The following is a 26,274-nucleotide window of genomic DNA, read 5'->3' on the forward strand; positions in this document are numbered from 1 at the left end:
TACGTGTTTTCATTTCAATCTCCAGTTAAATCAATTATGTCTTAACTGGGTTAGTCGTATCAATTAAACCACGTCAGCTTTTATCGTACTAGCACAATTTCATAATAAGATTGTGTCTTATTTTGGTTTTTTATAAGATGTTAATCGTTTTAGATTCTAATAGTGTTATGGTGCTTTTTTATTTAATAGAGAAGCGCTCTCTCATATTTGTGGTATATATGGCGTGATTGAATGAGTGTTATTTAATATTGCTTCATGTTATTTTTAATGTTGATGGTATTAAAATATGCAGCCAATACGTATTTTACAGCTTGGATTAAACCAGTTCGATGGGGATGATTGATCGAGTATAAAAGTAGCGCATGATATAACCTGCATATATCATGCGCTACTTGTATTATGTATTTTGAAGGTTATCTGACTGGTCCGTTATTACCGTTATTACCGTTATTACCGTTATTACCGTTATTACCGTTATTACCGTCACCGCCTTCCATAGGAGGCAGACCATCGGTGTCACAGGTGGCAATGGAGTTATCCGCCAGTTCCCCTTTAAAATTTGGGCCAATGGTGAAAGGGAAGGCGACTGATAATGTACCATCATCATCTTTTGTTAACGTGAGGTGGTAGTGATAACCTTTACCATCGCCAGTATCATGGCCATTGTGTTCATCCAGTTGTGGGCCTGTTACTGTGTTGCCTGCATAGTAATAATCTTCATAGAAGTAACCTGAATCGGCTTCAAAAGTATTACCTGACAAGCTGGTGACAGTTTCACCAATAGCCGGACCTGCTTCCACTTGCTCGACACCTTGTGATATATCGTATTCGTCAACAAGAATACAGGTTCTTAAGCCTTCGGTGCCACAGCCCCCCTCACTGGTGTCGCTACCATAGTCCCTGACAACCCACCCACTGATAGCGAGAGTGTCGGCGCTTTCATAAGGGCCATAAACAGGGTAACCGTCAGCGGCATAACCGTATATTGGTGAATGGCCGCTGCCATCATCACCCACTAAATCGGCCAAACAAGAGGTATAGGCATGATGATGATAATCGCCATTGGCCGCATGACCACCACAAATATCCACGTCATATTGCTCTGCGATAGGGGCTAGGTTGTACCAAATGCCATCTCCTTCGGTTTGGCCGTCTCCCCAGTTATAAATACTGGTACCATTAACCATGAGGCCAACCATGCCAAGCCCAGTTGCGCAAGTGGTGTCGGTTTCAGTGGGATCATTAGGAAAATAGGCTTGTTTTTCTTGAATGGTCGGGCAACCTGGGCCAGGTGGCCAATAGCCAGCACCACCAGTGGTATCACAATTTTCATTGCTGCTGTTATAACCAATATCTTGACCAAATAAAATCAGTTCGCCGACTTCAGCTGTCGTGGCGCCATTAAAAAAATCGGAATCGGCTTTGGGCCTGCTATTGAGCTCGTCAATGATATCTTGCGTCATGGTGACGTCATATTTTGGGATCCCTGACGCTTCTACATAAGTGTAACTCACATCCTGATTATTCTCAGTGAGGGTGACGGTTTCAGCGCTTTGAACATCTTCATAAATACTGGTGCCATCACTTTGGTAGATATACGTTGAGGTGGTGTCATTATTGATGATCCAGTTCGATGAGCTGGTTGACTCATTACTAGTCTCAGTATTGGTATGATTGGTATTAGATTGTGACGTATTAGATTGATTGTTTTGTTGGTGCTCACGATTATTGTGCTTATTATGGGCATTGTTTATCGCATAACTGGTGATCGGTACCGATAATAACGCAATAATGGTGAGAGTTAATTTATTTTTTTTCATCTATTTCTCCAGTGTTTTTATCATTAGCTTCCTGAGGCTAAAGTAAAAAATAACTGGGATAAATGATTAAAATTTAACTTTACCCTTACATCATTAATATTATTTAATTTTACATAGTTATGCTAAATTTTGACAAAAGCTGACATTGGTCTTAATGGGGTAAGTCATTGTTAACCATCTGATATGTCTTCTTTTCCTTTTAAAGTGATATGACTTTAATCACTTGTATTGAAATTGTTTCTCTAATTGAAATAAGTCTTTATCATTTGTGTCATGTCGAGAGACTGATTATTCATTTGATAAATGTTAATCATAACCATGATAAATTAGTGAAATGAAAGTGCGTTGAGATAGACTGAAAAAATGGCATGTTTGCTATTTTAATTGGATGAATGCTGTAACGAATAACATTCTCCTTTTGAACATTGTTCTTTTTTATCTGGGATGGATTTATGACGACACGTATACAAGTGGGTGGACTGAGTGTTGCGACAGGGTTATGGCAATTAGTTGATGAAAGAATGTTGAGCGGAATAGGGATCCAATCCAATGAGTTTTGGGCTAAGTTTGAAAATATTGTTAATGAGCTGACGCCTATCAATAAGGCTTTGTTAGTTAAAAGGGAAGCCTTTCAATCTCAAATTGATGATTGGCATCGAGCGCATCAAGGTGAAGCGTTTGATCCTGTGCGTTATAAAAGGTTTTTACAGGATATCGGCTATTTATTGCCATTGGCTGATGATTTTTCTGTTGAGACGAATAATGTCGATAGTGAAATCACTGAGCAAGCAGGGCCTCAATTAGTGGTACCTGTAAAAAATGCGCGATTTGCGTTAAATGCGGCCAATGCTCGCTGGGGCAGTTTGTATGATGCGTTATACGGAACCGATGCCATTAGTGAGGATGGCGGCGCTGAAAAAGGGGCGGTGTTTAATCCTGTTAGAGGAGAAAAGGTGATTCAATTTGCCAAACAGCATTTAGATATTGTCGCACCTTTAGACAATAGCAGTCATGCTGATGCGGTTCGCTATTTCATCGAAGAGGGGCTATTGCAAGTTGCGTTGGAGAATGGTGGCATTACTGCCTTAGTTGAGCCCAGTAAATTTGTGGGCTACAGAGGAGAATGTCAACAACCGACATCTATTTTACTTAAAAATCATGGGCTACATGTCGATATTCAAATAGACAGCCAAAGTGATGTTGGGAAAATGGATAAAGCGGGAGTGAAAGATTTATTGGTTGAGGCGGCAGTCACAACCATTATGGATTGTGAAGATTCAGTTGCGGCGGTAGACAGTGAAGATAAAATTGAAGTGTATCGAAATTGGCTGGGACTGATGCAAGGGGTGTTGAGTGAAAAAATCAATAAAAATGGGCACGTTATTACACGCACTTTACGAGATGATCGTCATTATTTGACTCCCACAGGAGAGTCACTGACATTACCGGGACGCAGTTTATTGTTTGTGCGTAATGTTGGGCATTTGATGATGACAGATGCTGTACTGGACAAAAATAATGAGGCGATACCAGAAGGCATACTGGACGGTATGCTGACCGTGTTAGCTGCTATGCATGACTTGAAAGGCTTGAATAATGGTCGAGTGAACAGTCGAGCTGGCAGCGTTAATATTGTGAAACCTAAAATGCATGGCCCTGAAGAGGTTGCATTGACTTGCACTTTATTTACTCGAATTGAAGCGGCGTTAGGGTTAGCACAAAATACGATCAAACTTGGGATCATGGATGAAGAGCGCAGAACCACACTCAACTTGAAAGCCTGTATTCGAGAAGCAAAGGACAGAGTGGTATTCATTAATACTGGCTTTTTAGATCGCACTGGGGATGAAATTCATACTTCGATGCATGCTGGAGCTATGGTGCCAAAATCGCAAATGAAGCAAGCTTCCTGGCTTGAAGCTTATGAAAATTGGAATGTGGATATAGGTTTGGCGTGTGGTTTACAAGGGCATGGGCAAATAGGTAAAGGCATGTGGGCTATGCCCGATGAAATGGCCGCCATGTTGGCTGATAAAATTACTCACCCTGAAGCGGGAGCGAATACGGCTTGGGTACCTTCACCTACTGCGGCCGTTTTACACTCAACCCATTATCATTTGATTGATGTTAAGGCGTATCAAAATCGCATTAAACAAAATACTCGCGCCAATATTGATACCTTATTGACTTTGCCTTTAATGTCAGCTGATGAAGGCTTAACACCTGCACAAGTTCAACAAGAATTGAATAATAATGCACAAAGTATTTTAGGTTATGTGGTTCGTTGGGTTGATCAAGGCATTGGCTGCTCAAAAGTACCCGATATTAATCATGTGGGCTTGATGGAGGATAGGGCGACTTTACGGATTTCTTCACAGCTTATGGCTAATTGGCTATTGCATGGTATTTGTACTCAAGCACAAGTGATGTCTGCATTAAAGCGAATGGCCAAGGTGGTGGACAACCAAAACAGGGAGGATCCGCTTTATCAACCTATGTCCCCTGATTATACGGGATTGGCTTTTCAAGCGGCGTGCGATCTGATTTTTAAAGGACAAACTCAGCCATCGGGCTATACTGAGCCTTTATTGCATCAATATCGCATTAAGGCAAAGATTAATTAGTCAAGAACAAGCCCGCTTTATAGCGGGCTTTATGATATTTGGCTAAGCACAGCAAGAAGACGTTAACTTAAGGTGTTATTCATCTTGATAAGCTTTGCCATAATAACTGGCAATAAGAATATTCTTGAGTTCACTGATCAGCGGGTAACGAGGGTTTGCTCCTGTGCATTGATCGTCAAAGGCCTCTTCGGCCAACTCATCGAGTTTACTCATAAATAAGTCCTCATCGACACCAGCGGCTTGAATAGAAGGAGGGATCCCAATTTTGAATTTCAATTCCTCTACTTTATCAATTAGTAACTGTAACTTGTCTTGTGCATTATCACCCCCTAACTTAAGGTGATCGGTGATTTCACCATAACGGCAAAGTGCTTTTGGTCTGTCGTATTGGCTAAAAGCAGCTTGTTTGGTGGGAATATCTGTGGCATTGAAACGAATGACATTGGTGATGAGAAGGGCATTGGCTAGACCATGTGCAAGGTGAAATTCTGCGCCAATTTTATGGGCGAGTGAATGACATACGCCTAAAAAGGCATTTGCAAAGGCGATACCTGCAATGGTGGCAGCATTATGGACTTTCTCGCGCGCTATGGGGGCATTTTTACCATGTTCATAAGCATCGGGAAGGTATTCACACAATAGGCTGAGGGCTTGTAATGCCTGACCATCACTGTATTCATTGGCCATGACACTCACATAGGCCTCCAACGCATGAGTGACTGCATCGATACCGCCAAATGCGGTCAGTGTTTTTGGCATGTGCATCACTAAGTTAGGATCCACAATAGCCATATTAGGCGTGAGTTGATAATCCGCAATGGGGTATTTCATGCCCGTTTTTTCATCGGTGACCACAGCAAAAGGTGTCACTTCTGATCCCGTTCCTGATGTGGTGGGGATCGCAATCATCATGGCCTTTTCACCCATTTTGGGAAAGGTGTAGATACGTTTACGAATATCCATAAATCGACGGGCTAAATCGGCAAAATGCACATCAGGATGTTCATACATGACCCAGATTATCTTAGCGGCATCCATGGGCGAGCCCCCGCCCAGAGCGATAATGACATCAGGTTGGAAATTAAGTGCCAGTTTGGCGCCTTCTTCAACGGTTGCCATAGTGGGATCGGCTTCGACATTATAAAACACATCAGTGGCTAGCCCTTGTGCTTGTAATATATTGATGGTTTCGTCGCAGTAGCCATTATTAAACAGGTATTTATCAGTCACAATGAGGGCGCGTTTTTTATCACTTATTTCTTCAAGTGCAATGGGTAAACACCCTCTACGGAAATAAATAGAGGCAGGTAATTTGTGCCACAACATATTTTCAGCCCTCTTAGCGATCATTTTTTTATTAATGAGGTGACTTGGGCCCACATTTTCAGAAATAGAGTTTCCTCCCCAAGAACCACATCCTAATGTCAGTGAGGGTGCCAGTTTAAAATTATAAAGATCGCCAATCCCCCCTTGTGATGCGGGAGTGTTGATTAAAATACGTGCGGTTTTCATTTTAAAACCAAAGTCTTTTATCCGTTGCTCTTGTGTATCTTGATCGGTATAAAGCCCGGATGTATGGCCAATGCCCCCAAGTTTGACTAAGGCATCGGCTTTATTAACGGCATCGTTAAAGTCTGTTGCGCGATACATACCGAGTAATGGGGAGAGTTTCTCGTGTGCAAAGGCTTCCTCATTATTAATGTCAGTGACTTCGGCGATTAAAATTCGAGTTTGTGCAGGCACAGTTAATTCTGCCATGGCAGCAATATCGATGGCGCTTTGCCCAACAATATCCGCATTTAATCCACCATTTTGTAAAATAACGGTTTGCAGCGCATCATGCTCTGCTTGAGTGAGTATATAACCGCCATGTTCTGCAAAGCGTGTTTTGACAAGATCATAAACCTCATCAACCACCACAATGGCTTGCTCAGAAGCGCATACGACACCATTATCAAAGGTTTTTGACATAATGATGGAGCTGACGGCACGTTTTATATCGGCGGTTTCATCAATGACGATAGGGGTATTGCCCGCTCCAACACCAATGGCTGGTTTGCCCGATGAATAGGCCGCTTTCACCATGCCTGGGCCACCAGTTGCAAGAATAAGATTAAGATCTGGGTGTGTCATCAATTGATGTGAAAGAGGAACACTAGGCTCATCAATCCAACCAATAATGTCTTTTGGTGCGCCAGCTTCAATGGCGGCATCTAAGACTAATTTTGCCGCCATAATGGTGGCTTTTTTGGCTCGAGGATGAGGCGAAAAGATAATGCCATTACGGGTTTTAAGGCTAATTAAGGCTTTAAAAATGGCGGTTGAAGTGGGATTGGTTGTTGGAATAATGCCGCAGATCAAGCCCACGGGTTCAGCAAGCGTGATGGTACCAAAGGTGGGATCTTCTTCTAAAATACCACAGGTTTTGTCATCTTTGTATTTGTGATAAATGTACTCTGAAGCGAAGTGGTTTTTAATCACTTTATCTTCCATCACACCCATGTGTGTTTCTTCTACAGCCAGTTTAGCCAATGGGATCCTTGCATTCGCTGCGGCTAATGCTGCTGCTCTAAAGATAATGTCTACTTGTTCTTGACTGAACGTGGAAAAATGGGCTTGAGCCATTTTAACTCGATGAATTAATTGATTGAGTGTTTGCTCATTTGTGACAGTCATAACGTCTCCAATAAAAAATACAGCACACCTTGAAATACATTGACTTCGATGGAATTTTTCAGCTGTCTTATCAACTATAGATAAAATACCTTGATTTGACCGAAATAACTGTGAACAAAATCACATGCAAAAAGTAAGGTTAATTCGTTATGAGATGAATGAAGATAATTTGATCAAACATTGCAGTGGCAAAGAGATAAAGTGATGGGTTGAGAGTTAATGGCCTCAAGCTGTTTACTTGAACTAAATGCTAAGAAGTGTTTATTTATATGTAGGTATGTGTTAAATTTGTTAATATTTTATCGTTTATTTAACTTATATGGTTTCTTTGCAATGTTAATGATACATTTTGCATTTTTAGTTGTTGATTTAAATTTAAGTGATTGTTTAATAAAGTCATGAAAAGATATGCATTTTTAACTCATTGAATGGACCTTTATTTTAACAAATGTTTCATACATTTGTTTCATTTTTAATATGGAAATTTAAGTGTCTGATAAAACTAGACTTGATTGATTAAGTCTTTTGGGGGGAATAACCTTTATTTTTATATGGTTTGATTATTATTTAATTCAATGAGCTGTATCTAAAAGGAATAAGTTATTCGATAATTATTCACCTTGTTTGTTTTTTACTCTTCTTTGTTTACTCTTCTTTACTTAATTGTTGAGCACTTTTACATTGAAAATAATATTTATGGTGCATAACCTAATAAAAGCAAAGAGTTGAAAGTGTAAGGGAGGATTTCATTTAAATACAAATGCAAATAAAAACAATAATAAAAATATTGAGGGGATAATTATGATAAAGAAAAGTTTATTGTCGAGCGCGATTATTATGGGATTGGTGACAAGCATTCCAGCGCAAGCAGATATATTTTCGAATATTAGTGATTGGTTCGATGACAATATTGTTGATCCTATCGAAGAAAGTTTGAATGATATAGACAATACGATTAATGATATTGGCCAAGTCATTACACTGTTTGATGGTAGTCAAGGCTATGATTATGAACTTGATACTAGTGAGTGGGCGATAAAAGCATTACGCATGCAAAATAGGCTCGATCATTCACTGCCTTTGAGTGATGCGTTATTTATTGGTACTCATAATTCGTTTAATGCGAGTGATTACTCTAATGGAATATCTTATATTGATCCTAATCATAGATTATCACTAACGGATCAATTAAATGCAGGCATGGTGGCATTAGAACTTGATGTTCATTACGATTTTAATGTGAATACTGGCACAGATTTAATGTTATGCCATAAAAAAGAGCATGGCGAAATATCAGATGGAGTGTGCAGTATTTATGACAGAACATTCAAACAAGGGTTAACTGAAATCAATAATTGGTTAAATAAAAATAAAGAGGATGTCATTTTTATTTATATTGAAGATTTCATGGAAGGCGATGAATACGATAAGGCGATAGGATATTTAAATCAGACGATTGGTGATAAAGTGTATCGCCCACAAGGAGACGGCTGTCAGTCCATTCCCATGGATGTGTCTAAACAAGATATGCTTGACCAAGGTAAGCAAGTGATTTTATTTGGTCGTAAGCAAACCTGCAGTGCGCCATCTGATTGGCAATCTTGGGCCTTTGGTGGCAGTGGTTGGGATGTTGGAAAAGTGGAGGATGTGAGAAATGGAAAATGTAAAGTCCCAAGTGAAGGTAAGTGGCTGAGATATTTTGAAGATAGAACGGTAGCGGGGGCAGTTCTGGCTGGAAGAAAGGAAAGTGAGAACATTGCTGGAAGTGATATGCAAGCCCTTATGGCTTGTGATGTGAATTTTATTGGTTTGGATATGACAGGTTATGCGGGTACAGACAGAATAACAGGCGCGATTTGGAGTTGGAAAAAAGCTGAGCCGAATAATAAGAATAATCAAGACTGCGCACAATCATTAGCCGATGGTCATTTTGGGGACATTCAATGTCTTAAAAAACGCCGCTTTGCTTGTAAGAGCCATGATAATGATTGGTATATTACCGCAGATTCTGGTCGATGGAGTGAAGGTAAAGAAATGTGCCTTAATGAGACTAATGGAGAGTACGCCTTTTCAGTTCCAATGACCTACAGACAAAATTATTCCTTAATTCAAGCGAAAGCCGCAGCTGGAGTGGAGCAGGTATGGTTATCATATAATGACTTTTCAAATGAAGGTCAATGGGTGATTGATACCAAACTGAATACCGCTAATGCGGAAAATGTCGCAGGTTCCGGTGAAAGTTTAGTGCATTTGACTCGTTAATATTGCGAATGTGACACAGTTCATTATATCGAGTGCACCACTAACGATGGTCAAGTGAAAGGAAGAGGTTCTAAGCAAGGCTCTTGTCAGACGATTGTCAGTGATGCTTGTGTTGCTGGTTTTTATGGCGCAGCAGGCTCTGAAGTGGACAGTTTAGGCGCACTTTATATTGATAAATCACTGTGTGAAGAATAAATCCATAATATGACTTCTATTTGATTATTTATCAGTATTTGAATGACGTATTCTTGATATTGTTCAATCACTGTGTGAAGGATAAATCAATAATATGTCTTTCGCCTGATTATTTATTAATGTGGGAATAACGCATTCATATTTTAAGCGTGCATAACATGGTGATTATGCACTTTCTTTTTTAATGAAAACCCAGTGTGAAAGAGTAAGGAGGAAATAAAGATTAAACACATTATTTAAATAGAGAAATGTATAACAATAAAAAACTAATAATAAATGAATAAATATATTCAGGGGATAATTATGATAAAAAGAACCTTAGTATCTAGTGCGATCCTTATGGGGTTATTGACAAGTATTCCAGTACAAGCAGATATATTTGGTGATATTGGTGGATGGGTCGATGATAATATTATTGATCCCATTGAAGATGAGATAATTGAACCTATCGAAGAGGCGGTCGATGAAGTGCTTGACCCTGTTGATGATGTGGTTGAGCTTGTTGGGAACATAGGCAATGCGGGGATTCATGATTATAAACTCGATACCGATGCTTGGCGAATTAAAGCATTACGTTTGCAAAATAGACTCGATCATGCTTTACCTTTGAATGATGCTTTATTTATTGGCACTCATAACTCTTTTAATGCGACCGATTATTCTAATGGGACATCTTATATTGATCCTAATCATAGGTTGTCTTTATACGACCAACTTAATGCGGGTATGGTATCCCTTGAGTTAGATGTGCATTATGATTTCAATGTGCGCACTGGCATGGATTTGATGCTATGTCATAGAAAAGAGAAAGGAGAAATATCCGACGGCGCATGCAGTGTGTTTGACCGAACTTTTAAACAAGGCTTAACAGAAATTAATAATTGGTTGGCTGATAATCCAAATGATGTGATTTTTATTTATATTGAAGATTTCATGGAAGGAGGGGAGTATAACAAAGCCATTAGTTATTTAAATCAAACCATAGGTGATAAAGTGTATCGCCCGCAGGGAGAAGGTTGCCAGAACCTGCCTATGGATGTGTCTAAAAGTGCTATTTTGAATCAAGGTAAACAAGTGCTCCTATTTGGCCAAGGTCAAACCTGTCAAGCATCCAGTGAATGGCAGACTTGGGCCTTTGGTGGTACAGCTTGGGATGGAGGAAAAGCGAAAGATGCAAGACAAGGTGCGTGTAAGGTTCCTGCTGATGGGCGCTGGCTGAGGTATTTTGAAGACAGAACTATCGCTGCGTCTTTATTAGCTGGCCGTGATGATAGTGAAAATATCACAGCTGATGATATGCAAAGCTTATTGGCTTGTGGGGCGAATTTTATTGGCTTAGACATGTTGGGCTATGCAGACAGCGATAGGATAACAGGTGCCATTTGGAGTTGGAATAAAGGGGAGCCAAATGTTTATGGTGATGGGGAAGACTGCGCTGAGTCTCATTCCAATGGCAGATTTAATGATCTGTCTTGTGAAAGTATTCGAACTTTTGCCTGTAAAAATGATAATGATGAATGGTATGTGACAACTGGCACGGGTCAATGGAGTGAAGGCAAAGCAATATGTGCTGCTGAAACTGACGGAAAGTATACCTTTGCTACTCCTCAGACTTACATTCAAAATCAAGGTCTGATCCAGGCCAAACAAGCAGCAGGAGAAAGTCGAGTTTGGCTTGCCTATACGGATCAATACAGTGAAGGTAATTGGAAGATAAAGACGCAAGTTAAAGATCCTTTTGCAAACTTTGATTGGGATTGGTCTGATATTTGGTAAATAACACTTCACAGTAAAAGCGTATTAGATTTAGGTTAATACACATCAAATGTAAGCGGGAGCAGACTATGCTCCCGCTTTTATGTTGATATAGCGATATGTATCATTGATTAAGCGTTTTTTTTCAACTCCATGATATTATCTAAATGCGTGCTAAAGAGTTGCTGGTGTAATCTAGCGGCAAATTCGTCGGTCATACCGGCAATATAGTCAGATAAGACTCTGTGTGGATTAAGCCCATTATCAAGGCTATATTGCCATCGCTCTTGTGTGTTCAGTGGCAGTAATCGCATAGGATCAGACTCAAAGGCTTCAAAGAGCTCCATGACAATTTGCTGACCTTTATATTCTAACATTTGCACTTCAGGCTTTCTGATCACATATTTGAACACAAATTGCTTTAATATATTCAACGCGTAAGCAAATTCGGGTTCAAGTTTGGCATTAAACTTGAGCAAAGGTTCTTCAAATTCAGGATTTTCGTCCAAATAAATCGCAGTGACAAAGCCATTGACCAGTGTGCCTATGGCATCTTTTCTCAAATGATGCTGCGAAGAAAATAATTTATCACCAATTGCAGCAAATTCATTGGCCACCCAAAGATCTTGGCTTCTTGATAAGGGGATGGCAACATCATTGTGCCATTGATTCAAGCTGACGATCCCCATGACGATGGCATCTTCAAGATCGTGTACGGCATAGGCGGTATCATCGGCGAGCTCCATAATGGAGCAATCAAAGGATTTATATTTTGTTCTTTTGTGTTGATAGGCTTGCGTTAAGTGATCCTGCAAAAAAAGTTGCTTATCATTTTCGCAAAGCGGCTTGAGGACCCAATGTAAAATGTCAAGATCATCATCAAATATGCCTTTGACAGGCGGCCATTGACTGGGCTGAAGCTGTCGATGGTTTGATACTGGTATCGCTCCATTGGCTTGATATAGCGCTGAGTAGGGCGCGGGATATTTGAGTACGCCAAGTAAGGTTCGTCTGGATAAGTTCATGCCATAATCTTGGGTATAGGGTTCAAGACAAGTTAAAATACGAAAGGTTTGGCCATTTCCTTCAAATCCACCATGATCTCGCATCATATAATTGAGGGCGATTTCGCCCCCATGCCCATAGGGAGGATGGCCAATATCATGAGCCAAGCAAAGTGACTCAATTAAACTGGTAGAGTCCAGCAGCGAGTTCAGTTCTGGGTGTTTACGCTTAAGTTGAGCGCGAATGCCTGTGCCAATTTGTGAGACTTCTAAAGAATGGGTTAGGCGGGTACGGTAAAAGTCATTCATTCCCACACCTAAGACTTGGGTTTTTGCTTGCAGTCGTCTAAAGGCGGCAGAATGAAGAATGCGAGCGCGATCTCGCTGAAAAGGACTGCGATGATCGTTACGTCTTAATTTATCTTCGGTTAATCGTCTATCATGCCAAGGAGAGTAAGACATGGGCGCTCCTTATAAAAGTCGGTTTATTTCATCAAAATCGAGAGTGAAGCTGGGAATAAAATGTTCAATGAAATAGTGAACCTCGGGTGAATGTGTGTTGGCTAGCGTATTTTCCAATCGTCTTTTTGCACTGTCAAATTCTGTGTTACCCGCTCTTTGTTCTTCCAAGCATTTAAGGTAAGCACATAATCTGTCAGCCGCTTTAATCAAAGGTCGGTAGGCTTCATCTTGATATTCAGAGCAAAGCAGTGCTTGATAATCCGCCTTAAATTCCTCGGGCACCATGTCTAACAGTCGGTGCTCGGCTATGGCCTCTATTTTTTTATATTCCGTTTCAATATCTTTATTAAAATATTTCACAGGTGTCGGCAAATCCCCTGTGATCACTTCGCTAGCATCATGAAATAAGGCCAATGTGGCCGCATGTTCCGGATTAAAATTGCCATCAAATTTTTTGTTGCTAATGAGTGCAAGTACGTGAGCCACCATGGCCACTTGTAAAGAGTGTTCCTGTACATTTTCAGTGCGCACATTGTACATCAAAGGCCAGCGCTGAATTAATTTCATGCGTGCAAGGTGAGCAAAAAGGTGACTCATTATATCCCTCTATTAGCGATTTAAGGATACCTAATACACTAGCACATCTTAGTGAAAAAAAGTCAAGGCAAGTCATGAAAAAAGCGATGAAGATCATCGCTTTTATGGCGCTTTTGATAGAAAGGAGGATTACTGGCGATATTCGCTCATAAAGTCGCCAAAATCAGTGAGGGCTTTTTCGAGCTCTTCTTTATAAGGTAAAAATACCACCCGTAAATGATTGGGCTCAGGCCAATTAAAGGCAGTCCCTTGTGCGAGTAATATTTTTTTCTCTTTTAATAAATCAAGCACCAAACGCTCATCGTCACGAATATTGAATTTTTTATTATCAAATTTGGGGAAAGCATACAAGGCCCCTTTAGGTTTAGTGACACTAACGCCGGGAATTTGATTTAATAATTCATAACAGGTGTCCCGCTGAATGCACAGGCGTCCACCCGGCTGAACTAACTCTTTAATGCTTTGATACCCTCCCAGAGCGGTTTGAATGGCATGTTGGTTGGGCACATTTGAGCAGAGTCGCATCGATGCCAGCATGTCTAAGCCTTCTTTATAACTCTTTGCCGCCTTGAGATTACCAGTGAGCATCATCCATCCGACTCGAAAGCCGGCAGCGCGATAGCTTTTAGATAAGCCGTTAAAAGTGACAGTTAAAATATCATCGGATAAACTGGCAGCAGGAATATGCACGGCGCCATCAAATAAAATTTTATCGTAAATTTCATCGGCAAATAAAATAAGATCATGCTGACGACACAGTTCGACAATTTCAAGTAGCACGGCTTTAGAGTAAACGGCGCCTGTGGGATTATTAGGGTTAATTAATACTAATCCACGGGTTCTTGGTGTGATTTTTTTCTTGATATCTTCAACATCTGGAAACCAGTCAGAACTTTCATCACAGCGATAATGCGCGGCGTTACCACCAGAAAGGTGGACTGCAGCTGTCCATAATGGGTAATCAGGAGAAGGGACCAGTATTTCATCCCCATTATTTAATAAGCCCTGCATGGCCATTACGATCAGCTCAGAGACACCATTGCCGATGTAAATATCATCAATATCAACGCCTAAAATGCCTTGAGACTGATAATGCTGCATAATGGCTTTGCGGGCAGAGAATAAGCCTTTCGATTCACTGTATCCTTGCGCACTAGGTAAATTGGCAATGACATCTCGAACGATTTCTTCTGGGGCTTCAAAACCAAAAGGCGCGGGATTGCCAATATTGAGCTTTAGAATTCGATGGCCTTCATCTTCAAGTCGCTTTGCTTCTTTATGTACGGGTCCACGAAGGTCGTAGCAGACGGCATCGAGTTTGTTGGATTTTATGATTGGGCGCATTTACACCTCGAAAATGCAAAAAAAAGTTGTCTTTATGAGAAAGCAAAACAATAACGAATAATGCTTGGCTTTTAAAGTCTTTTATTCATGTTAAGTTGTAAATAAATGGAATTTAATGCTGAAAAAAAGTTTTTTAATAATTTATTTGGGTTTAAATTCTATTTTTATGTACTTTTTTGATTTTTTTTGCTGGTATTTGTTCATAAGAAAGCAGTTAGCGGTGTTTTTATTAAAAAGGAATGATTGTTTGAAAAAGTCCAAGAAAATACGCAGCGCTTAGGCGTTGATCTAATGAGATTAGCCCATCATTGGACTAAAGTCGTGATCTTAGGCCTTGAGTTAAGGTGATTAAATGACAGTTAAATAAATGCAGAGGAAATGATTGGTCGCACCAGCAAGGACAAAAAGATGCCAAATGGCATGATTAAAAGGTATGGCTTTTATGACATAAAAAACGACCCCTAAAGTATAACATAATCCGCCAGCAACAAGCAGATTGAAACCAAGAGGAGATAATCCTGCAATGAGCTCGCTCATCATCGTCACGCAAAGCCAACCCATGCCTAGATACAAAGAGAGACTCAAGGCTTTAAAGCGACCCGTGAAAAATGCCTTAAAAAAGATCCCCCCCAGTGCAAATAGCCAAATAGTGAGTAAAACAAGATCGGCTTTTTCTCCCTTTAGGCTAATGAGCATAAGTGGAGTGTAAGTTCCTGCAATGAGAGTATAAATAGCGCAATGATCGGCAATTTTAAATCGACGCTTCCAATAGTGAGTTTTGGCATTGTGGTATAAAGTGGAGCACAGAAACAATAAGATGATACTTAAACAATATAATATGACACCACTTAATTGTAATAGGCTAAGGACGTAATAACCTTTGTTGATGCTTAAAAATAGTGCCGTTATTCCGCCGAATACGCCGAGGCCGTGGCTGAGAGTATTGGCTCTTTCTTCATTGATACTGTATTCACCTATGCTGGCTTTGTTGTCATTGAGCGGGACTGATTGTTCAGAGGTTGGTGCTGTTTTTTGGGCTAACGGCTTTATAGGCATATTATTTTTCTTATTTGACTTGTCATTTTTCAGTGTAGCAGTATTTCATCTCTTTGAATTTTTATATTGAACTTTTTATATTGAACTTAAGCCATTTCCTGTCTTCTAATTGTTGGATTAAAAATAACATTTAGTTAAAAAATGGCACAGGAAATCTGGTTAAATGTATCAGAATGAAAGGGATAAACAAAAGACAAGAGGAAAAATCACTGCGCAAAAAGAGGCGTGTGACTTTGCCCTGATCAATAATAATCTATCTGTTTTTTCACCCATACAGATTGATGTCGCGAATAACATCAATCTCATAGAGTCTTTGCAAACACCTTTTGAAAAACCTTTTGAAAAAAGATGGCCCCATAAGAAAGAAAATGATGGGCTTAATGTGATTGTTTTGCTCGTGGGCTTGCTTCATGTTTTGTTGTTTTTTTGCATCGATAGGTTATGGCAACAAAATGTCGATAATAGACGGCCTAAGAGCATAGCGGCTATGAAAAGTTATTTGTATGTGTCACCCGAGCCCAAGAGTAATACGCCTTTATCTCTTGGTGTCAAAATGATCCCGCCGCAAATGGACGAGCCAAAATCAATGGCTCACAGGAAGATGACTTCTGAGTCCCGCAAAGTGAAATCGGCTTTAAAGGCAGAAAGTCAGCCAGTCACTCAGCAACAAGACGTTGTATTAGACCTTAAGAAAAGGGTTGAAAAGTCTTTGCCTGAAAAAACTCAGCCTGAAAAAGCTTCATCTGAAAAAAGCCTACTTGTCTCTCAAGCGGGGCTCAATAAGCAAGTCAATCTAAAATCGACAGTCGAAACACCAATGAAAGAAGCGACCCATTTAAATGAGTCAAATGCGAGTTTTAGATTTGATGAAACCGATCCATTCACGTTGCTTAATTCAGATATTAATACATCAAATAGTAACCAAATAAACAATGGCTCATTTGATGGCTTACTCGACGAGGAGACTCTGTCTTATTTAAAGCAAGAACACGCGAGTAAAGTGAGCAAGTTTGCCAAAGAACAAGCTTTATCTACGGCGGAGACGGCGACCTTGAGTGATATGACACCACAGCCCAATGCGCTGAGCTTACCTCAAGTGGCTCCCTCAGTAACAGACTTGCCCCAAGTCCATGGTCAGTTAATGGATCCCAGTCGTATTGTTCAAAAGGGGGATTTTTGCTATCCCATGATTAAAACACCGACACAAATCAATCCCCATGCCGAGATAGTGTCGACCATTGGCTATCGTTGCAGTCCTGATGAGGATAAACAAAACGTTCAAAATTTAATTAATCAAAGATAAAACAACGAGGTGTTGTCATTCATTGACATGAATTATTTTGATTGAATAATGAATTTAATATCATTAATACTAATTAGTTATTTATTATCAGTTAATTATAGCTCAAAAAAATCGATTTGTTATCTGTTGACGTGATAAAATAAAACCTTGTGAAGCCTAATGGTTTAGGCCTATACTGCCTGCATCTTGTCGGAGTGCCTTTATGGCTGAGACCGTTTATTCGGGATCCGTTGAACCTGATCAGGCTGAAACCTGCGAAGGAAACAAGCTGTATAATTGTTTTTCTTCCTAAGCCTTACTATTACGCTATGTAAGATGTAAGCTTTGCGCTATGTTGTTAGGCGTGTGATTAAACACGTTTTTATTGAGCCACTAAGGCCATAGACTGTAAATTAGGTAGCAATTATTTTGGTATGAGCGTCTTTTCTATCTTGCTTATGCCCGCTGATCAACTCTCACCCTCCTGACAAGCAACTTCATTTCTACTTTAAAGTGAGATTGCTAATGTCAAATCGTCGTGAAACCCGTGCCAATGCACAAGCCTTTATTGATTCTCTTAAGCCATTACAACACCCCAATTCTGAAAAGATTTATTTAACCGGCAGTCGTGAAGACTTGCGTGTCGGCATGCGCCAAATCCATCAAACTGATACTTTAGTTAGTGGTACTCAAGAGGCGCCCGTGTTTGAGTCAAATCCGCCTATTAGAGTCTATGACTGTGCCGGAGCCTATTCCGATCCCGATGCAAACATTAATGTGCGTGCGGGTTTAAATAAATTTCGTGAAACCTGGATCGATGAACGTAATGATACCGAGCAGCTCGATGCTGTCAGTTCCGGTTTTACTCAACAGCGCCTCGCCGATGAGGGGTTAGATCATCTCAGATTTGAAACCTTATTGCCGCCACGTAAGGCCAAAGCGGGCAAATGTGTCACACAATTGCATTATGCTCGTCAAGGTATTATTACCCCTGAAATGGAATATATTGCACTGCGTGAAAACATGGCGCGAGCAGAAGTGACGGATCCTATTCTTACTCAAAAAGATAAAGGCGAAAGCTTTGGCGCTGTCATTGGCGAGCTTATCACTCCTGAATTTGTGCGCACCGAAGTGGCGCGTGGCCGCGCGATTATTCCTCTTAATATTAATCATCCCGAAGCTGAGCCTATGATCATTGGGCGTAACTTTTTAGTGAAAGTGAACGCCAATATTGGTAACTCGGCGGTGACCTCCTCTATTGAAGAGGAAGTCGAAAAACTCGTGTGGTCAACTCGCTGGGGCGCCGATACTGTGATGGACTTATCAACGGGACGATATATTCACGAAACCCGTGAGTGGATCATACGTAATTCCCCTGTGCCTATTGGTACTGTGCCTATCTATCAAGCCCTTGAAAAAGTGAACGGCGTGGCGGAAGACCTAACCTGGGAAGTGTTTAGAGACACGCTTATTGAGCAAGCCGAGCAAGGTGTGGATTATTTCACCATTCATGCGGGAGTGTTATTGCGCTATGTGCCTATGACCGCCAAGCGTTTAACGGGTATGGTGTCACGGGGTGGCTCGATTATGGCCAAGTGGTGCTTATCACACCATAAAGAAAGCTTTCTTTACGAGCATTTTAGAGAGATCTGTGAGCTGTGCGCCGCTTATGATGTGTCATTATCTCTTGGTGATGGTATGCGTCCTGGTTGCATAGCAGATGCTAATGATGAAGCCCAATTTGCCGAGCTAGAAACTTTAGGCGAGCTAGTGAAAATTGCCTGGGAATACGATGTGCAAACGATCATCGAAGGCCCAGGCCACATTCCCATGAACCTCATCAAAGAGAACATGGATAAGCAGCTTGAGCATTGCGATGAGGCGCCGTTTTATACCTTAGGCCCACAAACCACAGATATTGCACCGGGATACGATCATTTTACCTCAGGTATTGGAGCGGCCATGATAGGTTGGTACGGCTGCGCTATGCTGTGTTATGTCACGCCTAAAGAGCATTTAGGTTTGCCCAATAAAGAAGATGTCAAACAAGGTTTGATTGCCTATAAAATTGCGGCTCATGCAGCGGATGTGGCCAAAGGTCATCCGGGGGCGCAGGTGCGAGACAATGCCTTATCGAAAGCGCGTTTTGAATTTCGCTGGGAAGATCAATATAACTTAGGACTTGATCCGGATACGGCCAGAGCCTATCACGATGAATCTTTACCCCAAGAGTCGGCTAAAGTGGCGCACTTTTGCTCTATGTGTGGACCTAAATTTTGCTCAATGAAAATAACTCAAGATGTGCGTGATTATGCGGCAAGCCTTGAAGCTAATGCCAGTGGCGCCAGCACAGAGCAGCTTGTTCAAACCGTTTCCATTGGAAGCCATAGTGATTTTAAAACCAAAATGAGTCCCCAAGAAGTGGCGGAGCAGGGGATGGCACAAATGTCAAAAGCTTTTAAAGAGCAAGGGGCCGAGCTCTATCATGAGGCTGGAAAGGCCGTCTTTGCTGATGAGCATTTAAATAATGAGCACTCTAATAATGAGCGCCTAGAAAAAGGTATGGATGCAAAACAGGCTGAAAAATCCTCTGATGATAAAGCCCAAGCGCTTGCTATTGATGAGGTATAACCATGGCCAAGGCAGATTTATTCGAGCCTAAATCATCTATGGTGGATACATTTGAGCCTAAACCTATCGTCTGGACCATAGCAGGTTCAGACAGTGGCGGCGGTGCAGGCATTCAGGCCGATTTAGCTACCATGAAAGATTTAGGCTGTCATGCTTGCTCTGTCATCAGTACTGTGACGGCGCAAAGTTCAGTGGCAGTGAATTTAGTCGAAGGGGTATCTGAGGCCATGTTGCTTGCGCAGCTCAATACCTTACTCACTGACATGCCGCCTAAGGCGATAAAAATTGGTTTACTCAGCAGTCAGGCTCAGCTCAAGCTGGTGGCTAATTGGTTGAAAGAGACGTTGGCTGCGTATCAAAGTGATATGCAGTGCCAAGTGCCCGTGATCCTCGATCCTGTGATGTTAGCCAGTTGTGGTGATGCACTGAATGAACAAAATGCATTAAATTTTGAGTGCTTTAAAGGCTTATTAACTTTACTGACGCCCAATGCCATAGAGTTAGGTTTATTAGTGGATAACCCTTTACCTAATGCCAGTGCCTGTTTACAAGCGGCAAAACAATTGGCGTTAAAGTTTGATTGCGCCGTGTTAGCCAAAGGCGGGGATGCTGGTGGCACATGGGATCCTGTATGGGCCCATGATGTGTTTGTGTGTGGCGCTGTGCCTGAGGTATCTCGTGATCATCAAAATGGCGGTTTTTTATTAACCAATGAAAGAGTGAATACTCACAATAACCATGGCACAGGTTGTACTCTGTCAGCGGCGATTGCGGCGGTGATGGCTTCAGGGTTTGTGCTTCACGATGCTATTGTGGTGGCCAAGGCCTATGTGAGTGCGGGTTTAAAAGCTAGCTATCAGCCAGGTAGCGGTGCAGGCGTGTTGGCAAGATTGGGCTGGCCGAACACCTTGAGCGACTTTCCCAGTATTGTCATGTTAGGGGATAACGAATTGTCAGAAGCTGATGAAACACAGTCCCATGATGCACACCAATATATGGCGAAAGCACTGTTTGACTCTCGTTACCAAGGCTTAGACGCTTGTTATCGTTATCAAGGTCGTTACCAAGGTCGTTATCAAGGGAAAGCTAGCCAATGGGATTTAAAGCTTGTGTCGTTACGTCAATTAGACAAGCCATTTACGCCCATTAATGGCCCACTTGGGTTATACCCTGTGGTGAATGATGTGGATATGTTGGCGAGTTTGTTAGCGGCAGGCACACAAACTATTCAGCTGAGGGTGAAGGACTCAGATGATCCTTGTTTGAAGGAAAAAAGTTCGAAGGAAAAAAGTTTAAAGGACAAAAGTCTAGAAGAGAAAATCATTCGAGCTGTAGCCTTAGGTCAGCAATATGGAGCGCGGGTATTCATTAACGATCACTGGCAATTAGCAATCAAGCATGGTGCTTATGGCGTGCATTTAGGCCAAGAAGATCTGACGGTTGCCGATCTTCGCGCATTGAGCGCCGCCAATGTGGCGCTGGGTGTTTCCAGTCACAGCTATTTTGAATTGTTATTGGCCAGTCAATTGTCTCCTTCGTATTTAGCGCTGGGGCATATTTTCCCTACTACAACCAAAGTCATGCCGTCATCGCCACAAGGGCTGAATAAGCTCAGTCGTTATGTTTCTTTAATAAAAGGACATTATCCGCTGGTTGCCATCGGAGGCATTGATGAGTCTCGGCTTGAGCAAGTGAAAGCCACAGGGGTGGATGATATTGCAGTGGTACGAGCGGTCACGCAGGCGGCATCGCCAGCGGATGCGTTTAGCGACTTATCACTAAAATGGAGTCATTCAGATGGAGCCATCCATGAACCCATATAGCAGTAAATATAGCAGTAAAGCAAATGAACTGTCCTCAAAAACCTTTATGCGTTATTCCCGTCAGGTGTTGCTGCCTGAAGTGGGTGAAGCGGGGCAATGTCAGCTGCAAAGGCATCATGTTATCATTGTGGGCATTGGCGGCCTTGGGCATTTGGCGGCGCAATACCTGGCGGCAGCAGGTGTAGGGTGGTTAACCCTTATCGATGGCGATCAGGTGGAACTGTCTAATTTACCTCGTCAATTACTCTTTAGTGATGCGGATCTAGGGCAGTTTAAAGCTCGCTGTGCTCAAGATAAATTGCAACGGGCTTATGTGGATTGCGACATTCGAGCCATTGGATCTTATTTGGATGAGGAAACGATTGCGCTTGCATCCATTTGCTCTGAGTTAGCCAATGCTGACTTGGTACTTGATTGCACAGATAATTTTGCCACTCGCCATCTTGTTAATCGTGTGTGTGTGCAATTTAAGACGCCGTTGATTTCTGCGTCTGCGGCAAACTTTCAAGGACAACTCCTACAAGTGGATTTAACCCGAGCTCCAAGTGCAGGTTGCTATCATTGTTTATTTCCCAGTGACATGCAAGTCAGTGAAACCTGTAGCACTGTGGGGGTGTTAGGTCCTATGGTGGGCGTGATGGCTTCTATGCAATGTTTGTTGGCGCTGAATACCTTGTTGGGCATTCATCAAACGGATCCCAGCCCTGAGCGAATGAATAGCCCTGAGCCCTCTCTTAAACCAAAGAGTAGCCTTGAGCTGATGAACAGCCCTGAGCATTCCCTTGAATTAAGTCATAGCCCTGAGCCCTCTCTTGGATCTGAGAGCAGCTTGAAGCAATTATGGCGCCTCAATGGTAAAACGCTGCAGTGGCAGGGGGTTAAACGGCAAAGGGATCCTCAGTGCTCAGTGTGCGCTGCGCAGACCAATCTTGATGCCAATTCTGTTAATGGCGGAACTCTTGATAGCGGAGCACTTAATGATAGAGCTAGTGATGCCAGTATTCATAACGATTTAAGGAGCGCCTGATGAATGAGGATCACCTTGTTGAAGAGGACACAGTATTAGACTCAAACCAAGCTGGAGCGAACCCAGCTGTATCAAATACAGTTGAACAGGCTGTTTTCTTTAATGATAAAGCTGTGAATGTGGCGCCAGATGTGACCTTACTGCAATTACTGCAACGTTTTAATATTGAGCCTAATAGTGTCGCCGTGGTGGTGAACCAAGGGGTTGTGCCTCGAAGCCTTTGGCAAACTCAAGTTTGTCAGCATCAAGATAAAATCGATGTGTTTACCGTTGTGGCAGGAGGATAAAATGCTAAAAGTTGCCGATGTAATGATGTTTCATTCACGTTTCTTCACTGGCATGGACAAGTTTTACGCCTGCGATGACATCTCAAAGCGCTTGGGCTAGGAGGATAGAATGTTAAAAATTGCCGATGTTGAATTTCATTCACATTTATTAACGGGAACAGGCAAGTTTCGCTCCAGCCGAGACATGTTAGCCTCGTTAAATGCCTCAGGTTCAGAGCTAGTGACTATGGCCATGAAACGTCTCGATCTTGTGGAAGGCTCTGAGGATATATTAGCCCCCCTAAAACAAAGTGGGGTCAAGTTATTGCCTAATACCGCCGGAGCGCGCAACGCCAAAGAGGCGGTGTTTGCCGCCGAGTTAGCCAAAGAAGTATTGGGCACACATTGGGTGAAGCTTGAAATTCATCCCGATCCTAAATACTTGATGCCCGATCCAGTTGAGACTCTAGAAGCGGCGCGAATATTATGTGATAAAGGCTTCGTGGTATTGCCTTATATTCATGCCGATCCTGTATTGTGTCGTCGTTTAGAAGAAGTGGGCTGCGCTGCCGTCATGCCGCTGGGCAGTCCTATTGGCTCAAATCAGGGGTTAATGACTGCCGATTTTCTACGCATTATTATTGAGCAATCGAGTGTCCCTGTGATTGTCGATGCGGGCATTGGCGCGCCGTCACAAGCTTGTCAAGCCATGGAGATGGGGGCGGATGCGGTATTGGTCAATACGGCCATTGCCAGCAGTCCCCAACCTGAAGTGATGGCCCGCTGTTTTGCCAGTGCAGTGAGAGCGGGTCGAGAAGCTTATATTGCTGGACTCGGCGCGGTCTCGGCTCATGCAGTGAACACCAGTCCACTCACTGGCTTTTTAACGCAAGGCTAGATAAGTGAGAATGCGACACTTTTTTAAATGACGACAGTGTTAAATAAATAGTGTCAAATAAATAGTGTCAAATAAATAGAGTTTAATGCATTGTTTGAGTTATTTTTTTGTTTGCTAATCAAAATAAACAATAGGTTAACTGATGAGTTTTATTGATGTCTTTAAGGATATTCCTCAGGCTGAATTAAAATTGGCCTTGTATTCCACCACGGCCGAGGACGTCGAGAGAGCCTTATTACAACCTCGTGGCAAGCTTGAGAGTTTACTGGCCCTTTTGTCACCGGCCGCTGAGCCTTATATTGAGCAAATGGCTGCGCAATCGGTGGCGCTGACTCGCCAGCGTTTTGGGGCGAATATTGGCATGTTTTTGCCGTTATATTTGTCCAACTTATGCGCTAACGAATGCGATTATTGTGGTTTTAGCATGAGCAATAAGCTTAAGCGTAAAATATTAAGCGCCACAGAATTAGACAATGAGATAAAGCTGATTAAAGCCATGCAGTATGACTCGATCCTTTTGGTGTCAGGTGAGCATGAAACTAAAGTTGGCATTGACTATTTCAGTCAAGTCTTACCCCAAGTAAAACAGCACTTCAATCATGTGGCGTTAGAGGTGCAGCCCATGTCTGTTGAGGATTACCGCACCTTAGTTGAGCAAGGCTTAGATGCTGTTATGGTGTATCAAGAAACTTATCAGAGACAAACCTATGCGGCCCATCATACTCGTGGTAAAAAGCAAGACTTTGCTTTTAGGCTTGAGACGCCAGATAGAGTGGCACAGGCGGGCGTGGATAAAATTGGTTTAGGGGTGTTACTGGGCTTAGATGACTGGCGTCTTGATGCCTTATTGATGGGGCATCACTTGTCTTATTTAGAGCAAACTTATTGGCGCAGTCGTTATAGCATTTCCTTGCCGAGGCTGCGTCCTTGTACGGGAGGCGTTGAGCCCAAAGTGGCGCTCACGGATTTGGGCTTAGTGCAAATGATCTGCGCCTTTCGCTTGTTTAATCATGAATTAGAAATCAGTTTATCGACGCGAGAATCGCCAAGTTTGCGTGATAATCTGTTTCCACTGGGTGTGACGCATGCCAGTGCGGCCAGCTCCACTCAACCGGGCGGCTACAGTAATCCCAATACTGAGCTGGATCAGTTTGAGATCAGCGATGAGCGCAGCAGTCAGCAAGTGGCGCATGCCATGATGAATAAAGGCTTAAATCCAGTATGGAAAGATTGGGAAAGGGGGTGGGGATAGTTCACTGTTAGTGAACTATTGATTATGAATTAAGCTTCGCTTAATGAAAGAACGTGGATGTCCGTCCACACTGAGGTTAGTCACTAACGTTATTGGTATAAGTTATCTGATTTGAGTTGTTTATTGTAATTTAAGTCGATTGCCTGCCGCAGGCTCTTGTGCAGATACCTCTGTGACACGCTGCAAGTACGTCCTAGTAAGCTCGGCGATGGCATCCCTGCCATCAACGGTCACAGTTGCATCTACACTGAGTTTAAAAACAAAGAGGAAAAGCTAAAGAGGTCGGCTTCTTCGATTTGAAGGTAACATTATTTATTTTACTTCAATGGGCTGGAATGGGGGAGGTTTTAGCTTTTAGCTTATTGTTTTGAATTGCTTGCCGCAGGCTTTCTATATATTAAGCTTCGCTTAATGGTAAGTCGTGAGTTCCCACTCACACTGGGGTAAAGAGGACTGCTCGTTCTTATCCTCTTTACAATCTCCATAACGCCCAGCGGAGCAATGCACTTCTATATTCGATTCACAAAAATAGCTACCGCCTTATATTCACTGTCCCTAGTTCAACTAAGGCTATTTTCGACGTCCTGTCTTAATCACGCCATTTTTTATCGAATCTTAGAAGTTGCTCCAATGGGGATCTAACGTCAAAAGCAAAGAGAATAAAGAAGTGGCTTTTTTCGAATACGCGATTAATCTTTAATTTTTGATCTTATTGATTTGAATTGCTGTCTGCGGAAGGATTAAGCGTTGCTTAATCAGATTTATCAATGTTGCTTTTTTGGTATTATCTGAGCTGGTTTTTAGATAGGGACATGCTTGTAAATATCTGATCTCCAAGGATGGAGGAAATGCCAAAATATGTCGAGAATATATTTGGCCTGATAGGCTCAACGAAATCAAACATCATCCCTGTTTAAGAGCCAGTTCGGCATCCATGCCTCTCGCTCAAAACGATTATTGTTGTAATCTTCGCCCTGCCTTCGATGGTTATTTTTGCATTTACACTGAGTTTTACAAGCAAAAGCAGTCGGCTCCTTCGATTTGAAGGTAATATTGTTTATTTTTCTTCAATGGGTTGGAGTGGGGGAGGTTTTAGCTTATTGTTTATTGTTTTAAATAACAATGTCCCTGTTTAAATGCCAGTTCGACGTCGATATAAACGGATTTATGAATGCCGTGCCTGTTATTGGGTAAAGAATAGGGATGCTAAGGAACGGCCAAGTCTCTTATATGGACTCCCGTGAGTAATCAACCTTTTTGTTCAGTAAAATGAGTAAATGCGAACTTATATACGGGTTCT

Annotated in this window: 17 protein-coding genes and 1 riboswitch; of the genes, 11 read left to right on the forward strand and 6 right to left on the reverse strand. The window is 41.9% G+C overall.

What is annotated here, in order from left to right; all coding sequences use genetic code 11:
• Positions 1-413 precede the first annotated feature (413 nt).
• On the reverse strand, positions 414-1,820 hold the full coding sequence (locus Q0791_RS18365; RefSeq protein WP_299009547.1) for a YHYH protein: 1,407 nt from the start codon (positions 1,818-1,820) through the stop codon (positions 414-416).
• A 452-nt stretch (positions 1,821-2,272) separates the two neighbouring features.
• Here Q0791_RS18365 and Q0791_RS18370 point away from each other — a divergent pair, with 452 nt between their 5' ends.
• The gene (locus Q0791_RS18370; protein WP_299009549.1) at positions 2,273-4,444 is read left to right on the forward strand and encodes a malate synthase G; all 2,172 of its coding nucleotides are present in this window, start codon (positions 2,273-2,275) and stop codon (positions 4,442-4,444) included.
• 75 nt (positions 4,445-4,519) lie between these two features.
• Here the strand turns inward: Q0791_RS18370 and adhE are convergent, their stop codons facing one another.
• Positions 4,520-7,120 (reverse strand): bifunctional acetaldehyde-CoA/alcohol dehydrogenase, encoded by a 2,601-nt coding sequence (gene adhE / locus Q0791_RS18375; protein WP_299009551.1) that lies wholly within the window; start codon positions 7,118-7,120, stop codon positions 4,520-4,522.
• A gap of 801 nt (positions 7,121-7,921) precedes the next feature.
• On the opposite strand from adhE, the gene Q0791_RS18380 reads away from it, so the two are divergent.
• The 3 genes from Q0791_RS18380 to Q0791_RS18390 all read left to right on the forward strand — a co-directional run bounded on the left by Q0791_RS18380 (position 7,922) and on the right by Q0791_RS18390 (position 11,353).
• On the forward strand, positions 7,922-9,382 hold the full coding sequence (locus Q0791_RS18380) for a hypothetical protein (RefSeq protein ID WP_299009554.1): 1,461 nt from the start codon (positions 7,922-7,924) through the stop codon (positions 9,380-9,382).
• A gap of 54 nt (positions 9,383-9,436) precedes the next feature.
• The gene (locus tag Q0791_RS18385) at positions 9,437-9,577 is read left to right on the forward strand and encodes a hypothetical protein (protein ID WP_299009557.1); all 141 of its coding nucleotides are present in this window, start codon (positions 9,437-9,439) and stop codon (positions 9,575-9,577) included.
• 303 nt (positions 9,578-9,880) lie between these two features.
• Positions 9,881-11,353 carry a hypothetical protein gene (locus tag Q0791_RS18390; RefSeq protein ID WP_299009561.1) on the forward strand — a complete coding sequence of 491 codons (1,473 nt, stop codon included), beginning with the start codon at positions 9,881-9,883 and terminating at the stop codon, positions 11,351-11,353.
• Positions 11,354-11,463: 110 nt separating this feature from the next.
• Here Q0791_RS18390 and Q0791_RS18395 read toward each other — a convergent pair whose 3' ends face one another.
• The 4 genes from Q0791_RS18395 to Q0791_RS18410 form a co-directional block, all read right to left on the reverse strand.
• Entirely contained in the window at positions 11,464-12,798 is a 1,335-nt protein-coding gene (locus tag Q0791_RS18395; protein ID WP_299009564.1) for an anti-phage deoxyguanosine triphosphatase, read from the reverse strand.
• A 9-nt stretch (positions 12,799-12,807) separates the two neighbouring features.
• Positions 12,808-13,395 (reverse strand): 5'-deoxynucleotidase, encoded by a 588-nt coding sequence (gene yfbR, locus Q0791_RS18400; RefSeq protein WP_299009566.1) that lies wholly within the window; start codon positions 13,393-13,395, stop codon positions 12,808-12,810.
• 129 nt (positions 13,396-13,524) lie between these two features.
• The gene (locus Q0791_RS18405; protein ID WP_299009568.1) at positions 13,525-14,739 is read right to left on the reverse strand and encodes a pyridoxal phosphate-dependent aminotransferase; all 1,215 of its coding nucleotides are present in this window, start codon (positions 14,737-14,739) and stop codon (positions 13,525-13,527) included.
• A 348-nt stretch (positions 14,740-15,087) separates the two neighbouring features.
• Entirely contained in the window at positions 15,088-15,795 is a 708-nt protein-coding gene (locus Q0791_RS18410; protein ID WP_299009571.1) for a hemolysin III family protein, read from the reverse strand.
• Between the two features lie 163 nt (positions 15,796-15,958).
• Here Q0791_RS18410 and Q0791_RS18415 point away from each other — a divergent pair, with 163 nt between their 5' ends.
• From Q0791_RS18415 to thiH, 7 genes are all read left to right on the forward strand, one after another.
• Positions 15,959-17,098 (forward strand): hypothetical protein, encoded by a 1,140-nt coding sequence (locus Q0791_RS18415; protein ID WP_299009574.1) that lies wholly within the window; start codon positions 15,959-15,961, stop codon positions 17,096-17,098.
• 180 nt (positions 17,099-17,278) lie between these two features.
• A riboswitch (TPP riboswitch) is annotated at positions 17,279-17,378 on the forward strand.
• Positions 17,379-17,602: 224 nt separating this feature from the next.
• Entirely contained in the window at positions 17,603-19,708 is a 2,106-nt protein-coding gene (thiC, locus tag Q0791_RS18420; RefSeq protein ID WP_299009576.1) for a phosphomethylpyrimidine synthase ThiC, read from the forward strand.
• 2 nt (positions 19,709-19,710) lie between these two features.
• Positions 19,711-21,531, forward strand: coding sequence for a thiamine phosphate synthase (gene thiE / locus Q0791_RS18425; RefSeq protein ID WP_299009579.1), 1,821 nt, complete (start codon positions 19,711-19,713; stop codon positions 21,529-21,531).
• Positions 21,518-22,558, forward strand: coding sequence for a HesA/MoeB/ThiF family protein (locus Q0791_RS18430; RefSeq protein WP_299009580.1), 1,041 nt, complete (start codon positions 21,518-21,520; stop codon positions 22,556-22,558). The genes thiE and Q0791_RS18430 overlap by 14 nt, the downstream gene beginning before the upstream one ends.
• Positions 22,558-22,845 (forward strand): sulfur carrier protein ThiS, encoded by a 288-nt coding sequence (thiS, locus tag Q0791_RS18435; RefSeq protein ID WP_299009583.1) that lies wholly within the window; start codon positions 22,558-22,560, stop codon positions 22,843-22,845. The genes Q0791_RS18430 and thiS overlap by 1 nt, the downstream gene beginning before the upstream one ends.
• Before the next feature lie 109 nt (positions 22,846-22,954).
• Positions 22,955-23,722 (forward strand): thiazole synthase, encoded by a 768-nt coding sequence (locus tag Q0791_RS18440; RefSeq protein ID WP_299009586.1) that lies wholly within the window; start codon positions 22,955-22,957, stop codon positions 23,720-23,722.
• A 142-nt stretch (positions 23,723-23,864) separates the two neighbouring features.
• Positions 23,865-24,974 carry a 2-iminoacetate synthase ThiH gene (thiH, locus tag Q0791_RS18445; RefSeq protein WP_299009589.1) on the forward strand — a complete coding sequence of 370 codons (1,110 nt, stop codon included), beginning with the start codon at positions 23,865-23,867 and terminating at the stop codon, positions 24,972-24,974.
• The last annotated feature ends 1,300 nt before the right edge of the window (positions 24,975-26,274 follow it).

Source organism: uncultured Shewanella sp., from assembly GCF_947495455.1.
Lineage (GTDB): Bacteria > Pseudomonadota > Gammaproteobacteria > Enterobacterales > Shewanellaceae > Shewanella.